We start from the raw sequence: 16792 nt of genomic DNA on the forward strand, positions 1-16792 counted from the left end.
ACGCGGTTCAGGCCCGCTGGTGTTGGAAGGGGATCTTGGCGACGGCTCATTGCGGGCAAGTTGCCATTAGATAAAGATTTGATGACAACGGAACTTTTTTACTTCGAATCGAAATAAATCTGCTACGCGTTGAAAAGCGGGCTGAAAGCCGCGAGATAGAGGGGGGTACGAGGGAGGAAGCAAGAGCTTTCAGAGGAACCTAGGGCTGTGTATTGTGCTTCTGGCGTTCGGCCGCCAGTCGTCCGGCCAGGTCGTCGACACCCGGTACCGGTTCTTCAGGCATGGCGCGCAAGGTCGCCTGCATCAAGCGCATTTGCCGCACGAAGCGTCGGCAATTGGGGCAAAACATCAGGTGATGGCGCACCATCAAACGCTCGCGAAAGCTCAATTGGCCATCGAGGTAATCGCTGGAGCGTGCCACCTGTTCCTTACACGTCAGCATTGGCCGGTTTCCTCAAAATGCTCAACGGTCGCGAAGACCTTCAGGCGTGCCCTGTGCAACAGCACCCGGACATTGGAGAGCGAGATCTCCAGAAGATTACAGATTTCCTCCAACTCGAGCCCTTGCCGGTCGCGCAACAGCAGAACGCTGCTCTGCAATTCAGGCAGGCTGAGCAAGGTCTTCTCCATGCACTCACGCAGTTCGTCTTCGGTGAGCAAGGCCTCGGGCGTGTCCTGGTGCCAGGCAAAGGGCGCCAGCAGCCAGTGACCGTCGGCGGCTGAAAACCGATCGTCACCGAGGGTGCCATGGGGCGACGGCAAGTCGTCCAGCAACACTTCCCGACGGTTTTGCTTGTAGCGACTTTTCGCGGCGTTCGCGGTGATGGTCAACAACCAGGTCTTGAGACTCGAACGGCCTTGAAAACCCGCCAGGTTACGCACCACCGACAGCCAGGCATCCTGCACGACTTCATCGGCATGGCGCGCGCCGACGATGGCATACGCCACCGCCCGCATCGCACCTTGATAGGTGCCGACCAGGTCCTTGTAAGCCCTCTGCTCGCCTGCCAGCAGGCGCTCAAGCAGTTGGTTGTCGTCATTCATCAACGTTTGCGCAGAAGCACGCTGCCGATGGAGTAACCGGCGCCAAAGGAGCTGAGTACCGCCAGGGAACCCGCGGGCAAGTCGTCCTGATGCTTGTGGAAGGCAATCACGGAACCGGCCGAGCTGGTGTTGGCGTAGGTATCGAGAATCACCGGTGCTTCTTCTTCGGTGGCTTCACGGCCCAGCAGCTTCCGGACGATCAGGTGGTTCATGCTGAGGTTGGCCTGGTGCAGCCAGAAACGCTTCACGTCGCTGACGTTCAGGGTGTTCTCTTCCAGGTGGGTGGCGATCAGCTCGGCGACCATCGGGCAGACGTCACGGAACACCTTGCGGCCTTCCTGCACGAACAGCTTGTCACGGGCACCGATGCCCTCTTCCGCGGCGCGATTGAGAAAACCGAAGTTATTGCGGATGTTGTTGGAGAACTTGGTCAGCAGCTTGGTGCTGACCACGTCGAACTGGTGCGCAGAGGTGGCCAGATCGGCGCGTTCGATGATCACGGCCGTGGCGGCGTCACCGAAGATGAAGTGGCTGTCGCGGTCGCGGAAGTTCAGGTGACCGGTGCAGACTTCCGGGTTGACCATCAGGATCGCCCGGGCCTGGCCCAGCTGTACGCTGTTGGTGGCAGCCTGAATACCGAAGGTGGCCGAGGAGCAGGCCACGTTCATGTCGAACCCGAAGCCTTCGATACCCAGGGCTTCCTGGACTTCGATGGCAATGGCCGGGTAGGCGCGTTGCAGGTTGGAGCACGCAACGATCACACCGTCGATGTCCGCCGCGGTTTTACCGGCGCGTTGCAGGGCCTGTTCGGCGGCGCCAATGGCCATCTGGCACAGCACCGACCATTCGTCGTTGGAACGCTCAGGCAGGCGGGGAGCCATGCGCGCCGGGTCAAGGATGCCTTCCTTGTCCATGACAAAGCGGCTCTTGATCCCGGAAGCCTTTTCGATAAAGGCCACGCTGGACTCGGTCAGCGCCTCGACCTCGCCGCGCGCGATGGCATCGGCGTTGTCGGCATTGAACCGGGCGACATAGGTATTGAAAGACTGCACCAGCTCTTCGTTGGAGATGCTGTTGGCCGGGGTGTACAGGCCGGTGCCGCTGATGACGACATTATGCATGGTCGTTTCTCTAATCTGGTCAGGCAGAAAGCGTTGGCACCGACGTACCAACACATAAAGGGTCTTATCCCGTCAGCGGGAATCAACCTGGCGTCGCTTTATTCCGATCCACCCTTGCCGTCGAAGGCTCAAAACCGCGGGGCCGGCGTTTATAGGCGCGAAGTTTGCCATAAACGCTGAGATTTGACCGCTTTTGCATGAGCAACGGCATAGTCGCTCCCACGGAGCACCCCTTTCCTCGTAGCAAGCTCGCTCGCCACGGGGCAGGTGTTCGATACGTTTATCGAGCGATGTCATCGAGACGGTATCTCCCACAGGGTCAAGGTTCGACCTGACTCCATTGCTTGCTCAGACGCTTGTCGGAGATCGGTACTTTGGTCCCCAACTGCTGGGCAAACAGCGAAACGCGGTATTCCTCCAGCCACCAGCGGTACAGCTCAAGTGCGGGATCGCGCTTGCCTTCCTGGGCGTGTTTGCTGGCGCGGGCCTGGTATTGCGCCCAGAGTCCGCTCAGTTCGCCACTCCAGACCCGATCCTTTTGCACCTGCGCGCCGAGTTTCTCGAAGCGCTGCTCGATCGCCTTGAGGTAGCGCGGCAACTCCTTGAGCCACGGCATCGGGGTTTCACGGACAAAGCCCGGGTACACCAGATGACTCAACTGCTGCTTGATATCGTTCAAGGCCACGGCCTGGGCCAGGTCGATCTTGCCCTTGAAGCGCTTCTGCAGCGCGTGCCAGTGCTTGAGAATCTCCAGCGTCAATCGGGCCAGGCGCTCGGCATGTTCGGTCCAGGCGCCTCGCTTGCGTTCGGCCAGCGAGGCCAAGCCGGCGCCGTCCCGGGGCAGACTGGCTTCGCCGTCAAGAATGCAACTGTCCAGGCTCGCCAGCAGGATGTCCTCCACCAGACTGTCGATGCGCCCCAGTTCGCGGTACATCAACCCCAGTTCGGTGAGCCCCGGCAGTTTGCCGCGCAGGAACTTCGCCGGTTCGGCCAACTGCTGCATGAGCAGGCGTTGCAAGGCGCGACGATGCTGGAATTCGGCTTCGGCCGGGGTGGAGAAACGCCCTTCCTTGACCGTGCCCGCCTCCTCCACCAGCGCCGGATAGACCGTCATCGACAGCCCGGCGATCTTCTGTTGGGTTTTCTCGGCCACGGCGGCAAAGACTTTCGCCTCCACCGGCTGCTGGCTTTTCGCGGTTTGCGGCACGGCCAACGCCGCCTGGCTGGCCTCGGCGAAACGCGCCGTCAGCTCGGCCAGGTCGCGGCCCTCGCCGAGGAACTTGCCCTGGCCATCGACGATTTCCAGGTTCATCCGCAAGTGGCTTTCCACCTGCAGCGCCGCTTCGGCCCAGGCTTCATCGCTGACCCGCGCACCGGTCATGCGCAACAGCTCACGACCCAGTGCTTGCGGCAACGAGCCCTCGGCGAAGGTGATGCGTTGCAACGCGGCCTTGATGAAGTCGGGCACCGGCACAAAGTTCTTGCGCAAGGCCTTGGGCAGGTTGCGCACCAGGGCGATGCACTTGGCCTCGATCACCCCCGGCACCAGCCACTCCAGGCGCTCCGGCGGCAGCATCGGCAGTAACGGTGCCGGCACCCGCAGGGTCACGCCATCACGCGGGTGGTTGGGCTCGAAGTGATAACTCAACGGCAGCGTCAGGTCCCCCAGGGCCAGGGTGTCCGGATAATGCGCGGCGGTGATTTCGTTGGCTTCGCGGGCCAGCACGTCCTCTTCACGCATGATCAGCAGCTGCGGGTCTTTCTGGCTGTTGACCCGATACCAGCTGTCGAAGGTCGCGGTCTGATGAATCTCGGCGGGCAGGCGCGCCTCGTAGAAGGCGAACAAGGTTTCTTCGTCCGCCAGAATGTCGCGGCGTCGGGCCTTGGCTTCCAGCTCATCGAGCTGTTCGAGCAGTTGCGCATTGGCCGACAGGCACTTGGCCCGGGACTGGATTTCACCACGCACCAGGGCTTCGCGGATAAACAGCTCGCGGGAAACCCCAGGGTCGATCGGCCCGTAGTGCACCGGCCGGCGACCGACGATGATCAGCCCGAACAAGGTGATCTGTTCGTAAGCCACCACTTGTCCGCGCTTCTTCTCCCAATGGGGTTCGAAGTGATTTTTCTTGATCAGGTGCCCGGCCAGGGGTTCGATCCAGTCGGCATCGATCTTGGCGACCATGCGCGCATAGAGCTTGGTGGTCTCCACCAGTTCGGCGGTCATCAACCATTGCGGGCGCTTCTTGCCCAACCCCGAGGACGGGTGAATCCAGAAGCGTCGCTGACGCGCACCGAGATAATCGCCCTCGTCAGTCTTTTGCCCGATCTGGCTGAGCAAGCCGGACAACACAGCCTTGTGCAACTTCGGGTAATCCGCCGGCTCTCTATTGAGGGACAGCTGCATGTCGCGGCAGATCAGGCTCAACTGCCGATGGGAGTCGCGCCACTCGCGCAAGCGCAGGTAGTTCAGGAAATTCTTGCGGCACCAGTTGCGCAACGGACTGGCCGTCAGGGCCTGGCGCTGCTCTTCAAAACCACGCCACAGATTGACCAGCCCGGCAAAGTCCGAGTCCACATCCTTCCATTGCGCGTGGGCCTGGTCGGCGGCCTGTTGCCGCTCCGGTGGCCGCTCGCGCGGGTCCTGGATCGACATGGCGCTGGCGACGATCAGCACTTCCTGCAAGCTGCCGAGCTTGGCGGCTTCCAGCAGCATGCGGCCCATGCGCGGGTCCACCGGCAAGCGCGCCAGCTGACGGCCCAACGGGGTCAACTGACTGTTGCGGTCCACCGCCGAGAGTTCTTGCAGCAGGTTGAAACCGTCGCTGATGGCCTTGCCATCCGGCGGCTCGATAAACGGGAAATCGGTGATCTCGCCCAGGCGCAGATGGAGCATCTGCAAAATCACCGCCGCGAGGTTGGTGCGCAGGATTTCCGGGTCGGTAAATTCCGGCCGGCCGATAAAGTCCTCTTCGCTGTACAGGCGCACGCAAATGCCCGGCTCGACCCGCCCGCAGCGACCCTTGCGCTGGTTGGCGCTGGCCTGGGAAATGGCCTCGATCGGCAAGCGCTGAACCTTGGCGCGGTAGCTGTAGCGGCTGATGCGCGCCGTACCGCTGTCGATCACGTAGCGAATGCCCGGCACGGTCAGCGAGGTTTCCGCGACGTTGGTCGCCAGGATCACGCGACGGCCCGGATGGGACTGGAAGATTCGCTGCTGCTCGGCCGGCGACAGCCGTGCATAGAGCGGCAGAATCTCGGTGTGCTTGAGCTGGGCCTTGCGCAGCATGTCGGCGGCGTCACGAATCTCGCGCTCGCCCGGCAGGAACACCAGCACATCGCCCGGGCTGCGGCGTTCGCTGCGCTCATGGGCGGCGATTTCGTCGAGGGTGGCGAGGATCGCCTGATCCACGGTCAGGTCGTCCTCGACCCGGTTGCCCTCTTCGTCCTGCTCCAGCGTCAACGGTCGGTACCAGGTGTCTACCGGGAAGGTGCGGCCGGAGACCTCGACAATCGGTGCATCGTCGAAGTGCTTGGAGAAGCGCTCCAGGTCGATGGTTGCCGAGGTGATGATGACTTTCAGGTCCGGGCGACGGGGCAGCAGGGTTTTCAGGTAACCGAGCAAAAAGTCGATATTCAGGCTGCGTTCGTGGGCTTCGTCGACGATGATCGTGTCGTAGCGTTCGAGGTAGCGGTCGTTCTGGGTTTCCGCCAGCAGGATGCCGTCGGTCATCAGCTTGATCAGGGTGTTGGCATCGCTCTGGTCCTCGAATCGCACCTGATAACCGACCAGGGCGCCAAGCGGCGTGGCCAGTTCTTCGGCCACCCGGCTGGCGACGCTGCGGGCAGCGATCCGGCGCGGCTGGGTATGACCGATCAGGCCGTGCTGGCCACGCCCGATTTCCAGGCAGATCTTCGGCAACTGGGTGGTCTTGCCCGAGCCGGTTTCACCGGCAATGATCAGCACCTGATGCTGTTGCAGTGCCGCCTTGATTTCATCGCGCTTGGCGGCAATCGGCAGGCTGTCGTCGTAACGAATCACCGGCAGGCTGGCACGTCGCGCCAGCACCTGGTCGCAGGACGCCTGCATGCGCGTCACCCACTGGGCCAGCTTGGCTTCATCGGGTTTCTTGCGCAGCTCGAGCAACTGCCGCCGCAGCCGGTGACGGTCGGCGAGCATGGCGTGATCGAGGTTTTTCAGCAGTTTGTCGATGGAGGGCGATTCGTCAGTCATCAGGTACGCAATGGTCGTCTAGTGGCGCAGGGGGGCGATTGTCGCAGATTTGGCGGCATAAATAATGGTGCGGTGCATGACTCCACCGTGTGTAGCCCTTTCGCGGGCAAGCCCGCTCCCACAGGGATCGCGCAGAACCAGTGGGAGCGGGCTTGCCCGCGAAGGCGTCAGTAGGCGCTACTCGTTATCCAGGCCTTTGCGCCGATACGGAAACACGTCGATCACCTTGCCGGCGCAAATCGCCTCTTGCAGGCTTTTCCAGTAGTCGGCGTTGTACAGCTCACCGTGCAACTGGTTGAACAGCCGGCGCTGGCCGGCATCGGCAAACAGGAACGGCGGGAACTCCTCCGGGAACACGTCCAGCGGGCCGATGGAATACCAGGGCTCGGAGGCCATTTCGTCTTCCGGGGTGCGCGGTTGCGGAATGTGGCGGAAGTTGGCTTCGGTGAGAAAGCAGATCTCGTCGTAGTCATAAAACACCACGCGCCCGTGACGGGTGACGCCAAAGTTCTTCAACAGCATGTCGCCGGGGAAGATATTGGCCGCCGCCAACTGTTTGATCGCCAGCCCGTAGTCCTCCAGCGCCTCGCGCACCTGGGCGGGGTTGGCGTTCTCCAGGTACAGGTTCAGCGGGGTCATCCGGCGCTCGGTCCAGCAGTGACGGATCAACACCGTATCGCCCTCCACTTGCACCGTGGAGGCGGCGACTTCCAGCAATTCGGCCAGGCACGCCGGGTCAAACTTGCTCAACGGAAAGCGGAAGTCGGCGAACTCCTGGGTATCGGCCATGCGCCCGACCCGGTCGACACTTTTCACCAGCCGGTACTTCTCGATGACCGTCGCACGATCGACGTTCTTCGACGGCGAGAAGCGGTCCTTGATGATCTTGAACACGGTGTTGAACCCCGGCAGGGTAAACACGCTCATGACCATGCCACGCACACCCGGCGCCATGATGAACGGGTCATCGGTGTTGGCCAGGTGGTTGATCAGCGCCCGGTAGAACTCCGACTTGCCGTGCTTGTAGAAGCCGATCGAGGTGTACAGCTCGGCGATGTGCTTACCCGGCAGGATGCGCCTGAGGAAGCCGATGAACTCCGCCGGCACCGGCACATCGACCATGAAATACGAGCGGGTGAACGAGAAAATGATCGACACGTCGGCTTCATCGGTGATCAGTGCGTCGATCTGAATGCCACGCCCCTCGCGATGCAGAAACGGAATCACCAGCGGCCATTGCTCGTCCGCGGTAAAGATGCGCCCCACCAGGTAGGCGCCCTTGTTGCGATAGAGCACCGAAGAAAACAGCTCGACGCTCAACTCCGGGTCCTTGCACACCCAATCGGGCAGGTTCTCGCGCAGTTGCGATTCGAGCCGGCGCAGGTCACCCGCGAGATCGGCATAGTCCTCGCTGAAGCGGTAGTCGGCAAAGATACTCGCCAGCATCCCCGTCAACTGGCCGTGGGGCTTGTAGGTGCGGGTTTGTGCGGCACGGGCCCGACGCAGGCTCGGCCGGGTGGTGTGGATGAACATGCTGCCGTCGCTGATCAGGTCGTGGCTGAACAGCCCGCAGAAGGTCGAGTTGTACCAGGTCTCGGACAACTCATCGTCGAAACGCAGGTCGATCAGGCTGATATAGGCACTTTTGACCAATGGCCAACTGCTGACATCCAGCAGCGTCTCGGCGACAAAGGCGGCGTGCAGGCGGCCCACGACTTCGCCGACCTTCTCTTCGTAGAGGTTGATCCGCGCCGCCGACGCTACCTGCGCCTCTTGCCACTGCGCCTGTTCGAAGCGGGCCCGGGCGCCATCGGTGATCTGGCGGAAATGCTCGCGATAATCATCGAAACCGTCGAGGATCATCTGGGCGATATCGGCGGCGGGCCATGGCTGCGGCATGTGGAGACCTCTGCGGGGTGGTTCTTATCGTTGGAGGCTGAGCTTAGAGGTCAATTGTCAGGCAACGCAACCATTGCCTTGGCCCCGTGCGGCAGCGACACTTGCGCCCCGATAAGGAAGGAACGAGCCGTGAACCCCGTCGATATTCTGCGTTTGTTGTCACTTGCCGCCATTTGGGGAGCGAGCTTTCTGTTCATGCGCATCATTGCCCCAGAGATTGGCACAATCCCCACTGCCTTTTTCCGGGTGTCCATCGCCGCCACCGGCTTGCTGGTGATCCTGGCGCTGATGCGCGTCAGCTGGGACTTTCGCGGCAAGTTCAAAACGGTGCTGTTGCTCGGGGTGATCAACTCCGGGATTCCGGCGACCCTGTACTCGGTGGCCGCCCAAGTGCTGCCAGCGGGTTACTCGGCGATCTTCAATGCCACCACCCCGCTGATGGGCGTATTGATCGGCGGGCTGTTCTTCAGCGAAAAACTCAGTCTGTCGAAGCTTGCGGGCGTCGCCCTCGGCCTGCTGGGTGTCGCCGTACTGACCCGCGCCGGTCCCATGGCCTTTGATATGGAACTGTTACTGGGCGCCCTCGCCTGCCTGCTGGCAACCACCTGCTACGGCTTCGCCGGGTTCCTGGCGCGACGCTGGCTCGACCATCAAGGCGGCCTCGACAGTCGGCTCTCGGCACTGGGCAGCATGCTCGGCGCCACCCTGTTCCTGCTTCCCCTGTTCGGCTACAGCGTGATCAGTCAGCCACCCGTGAGCTGGGGCGGCTGGAACGTCTGGTTGTCATTGCTGGGGCTGGGCCTGGGGTGCACCGCGCTGGCCTACATCCTGTACTTCCGCCTGCTCACCTCGATCGGCCCGATCAAATCCATGACCGTGACCTTCATGATCCCGCCATTCGGGGTGTTGTGGGGGGCGTTGTTTCTCGATGAGCCATTGTCGATGGCTCATATATATGGCGGTGTATTGATTGCGGCGGCGCTGTGGTTGGTGCTCAAGCCCGTGGCGGCCAAAGCCTCCAGGCAGGCCTGACAACCCTCCGGGCTGGCGGCGCATCGACACGCTCAATGCGCTTGCCCGGACGGCCAGCGCTTCAGCTCAAGGATAGGCCAGCGTAATCAGGTAAGCCCCTGACGTCACTGGCTTGCCGGCACCGTCCACCAAGGCGTAGTGCTGGTCGTAGTAACGGCCATCCTGGGTCCTGTCGACCACCCGCTTCACGTCCACGCGGGAACGATCGAGCGCGCTGACCGAACGAACCGGCTCGACGCTCTGCACACTGACAGAGTCGCCGCCCGCACGGGTCGGACAGCCGTTGAACTCAAACGTCGAACTCGTCCCCATCCGGGAGCTGCAGCCCGGCTCGACAATACTGCCTTGAAACTGGATCACGCCCTGGCCCGACGGGGTAGCCGCCAGGCATGTGGCGTTCAGGGCAAACAGCAGGCTGATACCGACCGACAAACGTATACCGTTCATAATGAACGCTCCTTAAGGGGTGTAAGGACTACGTCGACAAGTCTGGCTGGAATCTTGAGTTTTTTTAGGGAATGTCTGATGTTTTTTTCGCGAGACCGTCAAAGGCACCTCATATCGCACTGATTGCCGAACACAGGGCGGCAGCGATTGGCGCATCCCCCGGCACGCTGTCGCCGACATGACGTGAACCGGGCGGCCGGGCCTGGAATACCCGCCATGAAAAAACGCGACCCTCGTCCATCACGAAGGTCGCGCCCGCATCAGCCGGACTTGCGGAACACAAACACCAGCCCGACGATAATCAGCACCATCCCCAGCAGGCTCAGCGTCGCCAGCCGGTTGCCGAAGATCAGGTAGTCCATCACCGCGGTTACTGCGGGCACCAGGTAAAACAGGCTGGTGACGTTCACCAGGTTGCCACGGGCAATCAGGCGATACAGCAGCAAGGTGGCCAACAGCGACACCACCAGCCCCATCCACAACACCGGTACGATGAAGCCGACACTGTGTTCAAAGTGGAACGGCTGGAACGGCACGAACACCCCGCACAACAACAGCCCGGCCAGGTATTGCACTGGCAGCGTGCCCAGCGGGTTGTCAGTGATGCGCTTTTGCATGATGGAGCCTGCGGTCATGCTAACCAGCGCCAGCAAGCCATAGAGCATCCCGGCCAGCGACATCCCGGCCAGACCGATGCCCTGGTACACCACCATGATCAATCCCGCCAAGCCCAGCGCCAGGCCGAACATCCGGCTCCAGGAACGCTGACGCTCCATCAGCACCACGGTGAGAATCGGCTGCACTCCCATGATGGTCGCCATGACCCCCGGGGTGACGTTGAGGTCCAGCGCCAACAGATAGAAAATCTGATAGGCGCCCAACAGCACCAGGCCGGTGGCCGCCGCATAGCGCAGCGACCGGCCCCCACGAGGCAGTTTGAGTTTGAACAACGGAACCAACAACACCAGCCCGCACAGGGCAATGGCAAAACGGATCAACAGGAACGCAAAGGGCGAGGCATGGGCCAGTCCCCACTTGGAGAAAATCGCCCCACTGCTCCAGAGCAGAACAAACAGACTCGTGGAGGCCGCCGCGAGTGCGGTCTTTTTGGAAATGAGCAACATGAAAACCACCTGTCATCAGGCAATAAGCCAACTCAGCCGAAGCCGAAATTCAGTTTTTTTGTGTTCAGGCAGGCACAGGGAGCAGCAGAAATGCCGATCAGCCCGAAATGCCGACACCTGGCGGTGGGACCACCGCGCACACTGGCGTGCGACTGACAGGAGGGGGGTAATGACTGATCTGCCCTGGCTGCTGTTTCCCGCACGGCACGACGCCAGCGTTGACCGCTGAATCGACTACCGCGTTGACGTGGAATGCAGGCATGGACTGATCTTTCTTGAAGAGAATAAAACGTCGGGCGCAACGCTCGACGAGCGCTGACTATAACCAGCGCTCGATACCTTTAGCAAGCACTCAGCCAAACAACCAATAACCCGACGCCGTCAGCACCAGCACCGCCAGTACCGGCCGCAGAACGCGATACAGCAGCGGATGGCGGCGTTTCCATTGTTTGAAGGCCGCGCTGAAGGTGTCGCTGGAGCGCTTGCTCCAGGCGTAGACACGATTGATGCCACCCACGCGTTCGTCATCCAGGTTTTGCGGCGCCGTCGCACGGCCCAGCAGGCCACTGACCCAACGGTTGATACGGGTCATCACGCCATTGCTCAGCGGTCGCTCGATGTCGCAGAACAGGATCACCCGGGTCATCTCGGTTTCGTTCTTGACCCAGTGCACGTAGGTTTCATCGAACATCACGTCTTCGCCATCACGCCAGGCATAGGCCTGGCCGTCGACAAAAATCCGGCAGTGATCGGAATTGGGGGTGCACAGCCCCAAGTGATAACGCAGGGAACCGGCGAAGGGATCGCGGTGCGGGTTGAGGTGACTGCCACCCGGCAGCAGGGCGAACATCGCGCCTTTGACATTGGGAATGCGGCCGACCAGTTCGACAGTCCTGGGGCACAGGGCGACGGCAGAGGGCAGTGGCTGGTCGTACCACTTGAGATAGAAACGCTTCCAGCCTTTCTTGAAGAACGAACCGAATCCGGCGTCGTTGTTGTGCTCGGCGGCGCGAATATAGCCCTCGTCAAACAGGTGCAGGGCTTCGTCGCGAATGACTTCCCAGTTGTCCTTGAGCACATCCAGTTCCGGAAACCTGCTGCGGTCCAGATAGGGCCTGGAAGGCACGCCGGAAAACAGGTACATCAAGGCGTTGTAGGGCGCGAACAAGGCAGAGTGGTTGACGAACTGGCGCAAGACCGGCAATCGAGCCTTGCCACGCCAATGCACATAAAGGGTACTACTCACAAACAGCAGTAATAGTGAGGCCTTGGCGGCGAACGAAAAGGTCATGCAACAGCTCCTTGGTAGTAAACATTACTGCACCTCGCCATTTACCCGACGAGGCAAGTTGCCATGATAAACACTGGCGACCTTGCAAAAAACCACACATCTGAACAATCAGTGTTGAGGATTGCGCAACAAAGCATTTACTAACATCAAGCTGCTGAACGCGGGCTGTCGCGGATCAAGCCAGCCCTTGTGGCGAGAGCGCGGGCTCACTCGCCACACAGACACCCTGGATTACTGCTGGTTTTCCTGCTCGGTGAACAAGTCGCTGAACAGCATGCTCGACAGGTAACGCTCGCCGGAATCGGGCAGGATCACCACGATGGTCTTGCCTTGCATCTCCGGGGTTTCCGCCAGGCGCACGGCAACCGCCATCGCGGCACCACAGGAAATACCGCACAGAATGCCTTCTTCCTGCATCAGGCGCAGGGCCATGGCCTTGGACTCTTCATCGCTGACCAGCTCAACCCGGTCTACTATCGACAGATCGAGGTTCTTCGGCACAAATCCGGCACCGATGCCCTGGATCTTGTGCGGGCTTGGCTTGATTTCATCGCCGGCCAGGGCCTGGGTGATCACAGGCGAAACCACGGGTTCCACCGCCACCGACAGGATCGGCTTGCCCTGGGTGTTCTTGATGTAGCGCGACACACCGGTAATGGTGCCGCCGGTACCCACGCCGGCGACCAGCACATCGATCGCGCCGTCGGTGTCGCTCCAGATTTCCGGGCCGGTGGTCTTTTCATGAATCGCCGGGTTGGCCGGGTTATCGAACTGCTGTGGCATAAAGTAGCTGGCCGGGTCACTGGCCACGATGTCCGCCGCCTTTTCAATGGCGCCCTTCATGCCTTTGGCAGGCTCAGTGAGCACCAGTTCGGCGCCCAGGGCCTTGAGCACCTTGCGACGCTCGATGCTCATGGAGGCCGGCATGGTCAGCATCAGCTTGTAGCCGCGCGCGGCCGCCACGAAGGCCAGGCCGATGCCGGTATTACCCGAAGTCGGCTCGACGATGGTCATGCCCGGCTTGAGCTTGCCACTGCTTTCAGCGTCCCAGATCATGTTCGCGCCAATACGGCACTTGACCGAGTAACCTGGATTACGCCCTTCGATCTTGGCCAGGATAGTCACGCCACGGGGCGCAATACGATTGATCTGCACCAACGGCGTATTGCCAATGGAATGGGCGTTGTCAGCGAAAATACGGCTCATGGCTGGGTCCTTGTGCAGCGTTGGAGAAGCCTTCAAGGGTATGCCTCGCGCCACGGTGCGTCCAGCCGTCGTAGCTTGGCCGTACATCGGCAAACACACACTCGTCCTGTAACGATTGCAAGCGCGCAAAGCGATGCCAATCATCAGGCCTGTTCAATGCCTCTTGCTGATTTTTGAGAGGAGTCAGCGCCAATCTGACTGTTAATACGGGCCAGGAACCCTGACCGAGTCAACATGTGACGCCCCATTCAGAGACTGAATAAGCCGTCTGCGTTCACAGTCGACCGGGCGCCGCGTTATAGTCGGGCATGACATTTTATTTCGCCCGCCCTGCCCGGTGCTGGTCGGCGTCACCGTTCGAGGAATTACCGATGAAGTTCGAAGGCACCCGTGCATACGTCGCCACCGATGACCTGAAGCTGGCGGTCAACGCCGCCATCACCCTGGAGCGGCCATTGCTGGTCAAGGGCGAGCCAGGTACCGGCAAGACCATGCTCGCCGAGCAGTTGGCCGAATCCTTCGGTGCCAGGCTGATCACCTGGCACATCAAGTCCACCACCAAGGCCCACCAGGGTCTGTACGAGTACGACGCGGTCAGCCGCCTGCGCGACTCGCAACTGGGTAACGAGAAGGTCCACGACATCCGCAACTACCTGAAGAAAGGCAAGCTGTGGGAAGCCTTCGAGTCGGATGAGCGGGTGATCCTGCTGATCGACGAAATCGACAAGGCCGACATCGAGTTCCCCAACGACCTGCTGCAAGAACTCGACAAGATGGAGTTCTACGTCTACGAGATCGACGAGACCATCAAGGCCAAGCAGCGTCCGATCATCATCATTACCTCCAACAACGAGAAAGAACTGCCCGACGCGTTCCTGCGCCGCTGCTTCTTCCACTACATCGCCTTCCCGGACCGCCCCACCCTGCAAAAGATCGTCGACGTGCACTATCCGGACATCAAGAAGGACCTGGTCAGCGAGGCGCTGGACGTGTTCTTCGACGTGCGCAAGGTGCCGGGCCTGAAGAAGAAGCCGTCGACCTCGGAACTGGTGGACTGGCTCAAGTTGCTGATGGCCGACAACATCGGTGAAGCGGTGCTGCGCGAGCGCGATCCGACCAAGGCCATCCCGCCGCTGGCCGGTGCCCTGGTCAAGAACGAACAGGACGTGCAATTGCTTGAGCGCCTGGCGTTCATGAGTCGTCGCGGCACGCGTTAAGCCCTCTGTTCAACAAGAGCGAGGGCGATAGCCATGCTGCTTAACCTGTTCAATGAAATGCGCGCCGCCAAGGTACCGGTGTCGGTGCGCGAGCTGCTGGACCTGATCAACGCGCTGAAGCAGCGCGTGACCTTCGCCGACATGGACGAGTTCTATTACTTGTCGCGGGCGATTCTGGTGAAGGACGAGCGGCATTTCGACAAGTTCGACCGGGCGTTCGGCGCCTACTTCAATGGCCTGGAAAAACTCGACGACCACCTGCAGGCACTGATCCCCGAGGACTGGCTGCGCAAGGAATTCGAACGTTCGCTGACCGATGAGGAACGGGCGCAGATCCAGTCCCTGGGCGGCCTGGACAAGCTGATCGAAGAGTTCAAGAAACGCCTGGAAGAACAGAAGGAACGCCACGCCGGTGGCAACAAGTGGATCGGCACCGGCGGCACCAGCCCGTTCGGTTCCGGCGGCTTCAACCCGGAAGGCATCCGGGTGGGCGATGCCGGCAAGCGCCAGGGCCGTGCGGTCAAGGTCTGGGATCAGCGCGAATACAAGAACCTCGACGATCAGGTCGAGCTAGGGACGCGCAACATCAAGGTGGCCCTGCGCCGGCTGCGCAAGTTTGCCCGCCAGGGCGCCGCGGACGAGCTGGACATCGATGGCACCATCGACCACACCGCCCGCGATGCCGGCCTGCTGAACATCCAGATGCGTCCGGAGCGACGCAACAACATCAAGTTGTTGCTGCTGTTCGATATCGGCGGTTCGATGGATGCCCACGTGAAGATCTGCGAGGAGCTGTTCTCGGCCTGCAAGACCGAGTTCAAGCACCTGGAGTACTACTACTTCCACAACTTCGTCTACGAGTCGGTGTGGAAGAACAACATGCGCCGTGGCTCGGAGCGCACCTCGACCATGGACTTGCTGCACAAGTACGGTGCCGACTACAAAGTGATTTTCGTCGGTGACGCCGCGATGGCGCCTTACGAAATCACCCAGCCCGGTGGCAGCGTCGAACACTGGAACGAAGAAGCCGGCTACGTCTGGATGCAGCGGTTCATGGAAAAGTACAAGAAACTCATCTGGATCAACCCGTACCCGAAAGACACCTGGGGCTACACCAGTTCGACCAACATCGTTCGCGACCTGATCGAAGACCAGATGTACCCGCTGACCCTGCGCGGGCTGGAAGAAGGGATGCGGTTTCTCTCCAAATGAACCCTCTCCAAGCGAGTACCCCGTCTGTGGCGAGGGAGCTTGCTCCCGCTGGGGTGAAAAGCGCCCCCAACAAGGCTGTTGCGGTCTTTCAGAAAGACCTCGGCAACCGGTTGTGGGGCTGCTGCGCAGCCCAGCGGGAGCAAGCTCCCTCGCCACGGGTTCTGCGGTGTCCAGAGATGTTCGAAGACCCGCTGTACCCACTGACCTCGCGCGGGCTGGAAGAAGGGATGCGGTTTCTCTCCAAATGACCCCCTCCAAGAGTACCCCGTCTGTGGCGAGGGAGCTTGCTCCCGCTGGGGTGCAAAGCGCCCCCAACAAGGCTGTCTCGGTCTTTCAGAAAGACCTCGGCCAGCGTTTGTGGGGCTGCTGCGCAGCCCAGCGGGAGCAAGCTCCCTCGCCACGGGTTCTGCGGTGTCCAGAGATGATCGAAGGCCCGCGGTATCCGCTGACCTCGCGCGGGCTGGAAGAAGGGATGCGGTTTCTCTCCAAATGACCCCCTCCAAGAGAGTACCCCGTCTGTGGCGAGGGAGCTTGCTCCCGCTGGGGTGCAAAGCGCCCCCAACAAGGCTGTTGCGGTCTTTCAGAAAGACCTCGGCAACCGGTTGTAGGGCTGCCTCGCAGCCCAGCGGGAGCAAGCTCCCTCGCCACGGGTTCTGTGGTGTCCAGAGATGTTCGAAGGCCCGCGGTATCCGCTGACCTCGCGCGGGCTGGAAGAAGGGATGCGGTTTCTCTCCAAGTGAACCCTCTCCAAGCGAGTACCCCGTCTGTGGCGAGGGAGCTTGCTCCCGCTGGGGTGCAAAGCGCCCCCAACAAGGCTGTTGCGGTCTTTCAGAAAGACCTCGGCCAGCGTTTGTGGGGCTGCTGCGCAGCCCAGCGGGAGCAAGCTCCCTCGCCACGGGTTCTGCGGTGTCCAGAGATGATCGAAGGCCCGCGGTATCCGCTGACCTCGCGCGGGCTGGAAGAAGGGT

The 16792-nt window shown here is 61.2% G+C and carries 12 protein-coding genes; 3 read left to right on the top strand and 9 right to left on the bottom strand.

The annotated features are described in order from the left end of the window. Nucleotides 1–199: 199 nt before the first annotated feature. The 5 genes from CKW25_RS15015 to aceK all read right to left on the bottom strand — a co-directional run bounded on the left by CKW25_RS15015 (nt 200) and on the right by aceK (nt 8295). Nucleotides 200–442, bottom strand: a complete 243-nt coding sequence (locus CKW25_RS15015) for an anti-sigma factor (protein WP_095080234.1) — start codon at nt 440–442, stop codon at nt 200–202. Further along, nucleotides 436–1044 carry an RNA polymerase sigma factor gene (locus CKW25_RS15020; RefSeq protein WP_095080235.1) on the bottom strand — a complete coding sequence of 203 codons (609 nt, stop codon included), beginning with the start codon at nt 1042–1044 and terminating at the stop codon, nt 436–438. Before CKW25_RS15020 ends, CKW25_RS15015 begins: the two co-directional genes overlap by 7 nt. Continuing rightward, entirely contained in the window at nt 1044–2165 is a 1122-nt protein-coding gene (locus tag CKW25_RS15025) for a beta-ketoacyl-ACP synthase III (protein ID WP_095080236.1), read from the bottom strand. Before CKW25_RS15025 ends, CKW25_RS15020 begins: the two co-directional genes overlap by 1 nt. A gap of 319 nt (nt 2166–2484) precedes the next feature. Further along, nucleotides 2485–6396: an ATP-dependent RNA helicase HrpA gene (gene hrpA, locus CKW25_RS15030; RefSeq protein WP_095080237.1), complete on the bottom strand. Its 3912-nt coding sequence runs from the start codon at nt 6394–6396 to the stop codon at nt 2485–2487. Nucleotides 6397–6573: 177 nt separating this feature from the next. Then, nucleotides 6574–8295 carry a bifunctional isocitrate dehydrogenase kinase/phosphatase gene (gene aceK, locus CKW25_RS15035; protein ID WP_095080238.1) on the bottom strand — a complete coding sequence of 574 codons (1722 nt, stop codon included), beginning with the start codon at nt 8293–8295 and terminating at the stop codon, nt 6574–6576. A gap of 129 nt (nt 8296–8424) precedes the next feature. On the opposite strand from aceK, the gene CKW25_RS15040 reads away from it, so the two are divergent. After that, entirely contained in the window at nt 8425–9327 is a 903-nt protein-coding gene (locus CKW25_RS15040) for a DMT family transporter (protein WP_095080239.1), read from the top strand. Nucleotides 9328–9393: 66 nt separating this feature from the next. Here the strand turns inward: CKW25_RS15040 and CKW25_RS15045 are convergent, their stop codons facing one another. The 4 genes from CKW25_RS15045 to cysK form a co-directional block, all read right to left on the bottom strand. Next, a complete protein-coding gene (locus CKW25_RS15045; protein WP_095080240.1) occupies nt 9394–9774 on the bottom strand; it encodes a hypothetical protein in 381 nt (126 codons plus the stop codon). Nucleotides 9775–10034: 260 nt separating this feature from the next. Next, nucleotides 10035–10898 carry a DMT family transporter gene (locus tag CKW25_RS15050; protein ID WP_095080241.1) on the bottom strand — a complete coding sequence of 288 codons (864 nt, stop codon included), beginning with the start codon at nt 10896–10898 and terminating at the stop codon, nt 10035–10037. 352 nt (nt 10899–11250) lie between these two features. Further along, entirely contained in the window at nt 11251–12189 is a 939-nt protein-coding gene (locus tag CKW25_RS15055; RefSeq protein WP_095080242.1) for an aspartyl/asparaginyl beta-hydroxylase domain-containing protein, read from the bottom strand. A gap of 231 nt (nt 12190–12420) precedes the next feature. Then, a complete protein-coding gene (gene cysK / locus CKW25_RS15060; protein WP_095080243.1) occupies nt 12421–13395 on the bottom strand; it encodes a cysteine synthase A in 975 nt (324 codons plus the stop codon). Between the two features lie 371 nt (nt 13396–13766). Here cysK and CKW25_RS15065 point away from each other — a divergent pair, with 371 nt between their 5' ends. Continuing rightward, nucleotides 13767–14612, top strand: a complete 846-nt coding sequence (locus tag CKW25_RS15065; protein ID WP_095080244.1) for a MoxR family ATPase — start codon at nt 13767–13769, stop codon at nt 14610–14612. Between the two features lie 33 nt (nt 14613–14645). Beyond that, nucleotides 14646–15824, top strand: coding sequence for a VWA domain-containing protein (locus CKW25_RS15070; RefSeq protein ID WP_095080245.1), 1179 nt, complete (start codon nt 14646–14648; stop codon nt 15822–15824). Nucleotides 15825–16792 lie beyond the last annotated feature (968 nt).

The organism is Pseudomonas sp. Irchel s3h17 (genome assembly GCF_900187505.1).
Lineage (GTDB): Bacteria > Pseudomonadota > Gammaproteobacteria > Pseudomonadales > Pseudomonadaceae > Aquipseudomonas.

Coding starts and splice junctions, on each gene's coding strand:
- cysK (WP_095080243.1), bottom strand. CDS start 13,395: ATGAGCCGTATTTTCGCTGACAACGCCCATTCCATTGGCAATACGCCG.
- CKW25_RS15015 (WP_095080234.1), bottom strand. CDS start 442: ATGCTGACGTGTAAGGAACAGGTGGCACGCTCCAGCGATTACCTCGAT.
- CKW25_RS15020 (WP_095080235.1), bottom strand. CDS start 1,044: ATGAATGACGACAACCAACTGCTTGAGCGCCTGCTGGCAGGCGAGCAG.
- CKW25_RS15070 (WP_095080245.1), top strand. CDS start 14,646: ATGCTGCTTAACCTGTTCAATGAAATGCGCGCCGCCAAGGTACCGGTG.
- aceK (WP_095080238.1), bottom strand. CDS start 8,295: ATGCCGCAGCCATGGCCCGCCGCCGATATCGCCCAGATGATCCTCGAC.
- CKW25_RS15045 (WP_095080240.1), bottom strand. CDS start 9,774: ATGAACGGTATACGTTTGTCGGTCGGTATCAGCCTGCTGTTTGCCCTG.
- CKW25_RS15050 (WP_095080241.1), bottom strand. CDS start 10,898: ATGTTGCTCATTTCCAAAAAGACCGCACTCGCGGCGGCCTCCACGAGT.
- hrpA (WP_095080237.1), bottom strand. CDS start 6,396: ATGACTGACGAATCGCCCTCCATCGACAAACTGCTGAAAAACCTCGAT.
- CKW25_RS15025 (WP_095080236.1), bottom strand. CDS start 2,165: ATGCATAATGTCGTCATCAGCGGCACCGGCCTGTACACCCCGGCCAAC.
- CKW25_RS15065 (WP_095080244.1), top strand. CDS start 13,767: ATGAAGTTCGAAGGCACCCGTGCATACGTCGCCACCGATGACCTGAAG.
- CKW25_RS15055 (WP_095080242.1), bottom strand. CDS start 12,189: ATGACCTTTTCGTTCGCCGCCAAGGCCTCACTATTACTGCTGTTTGTG.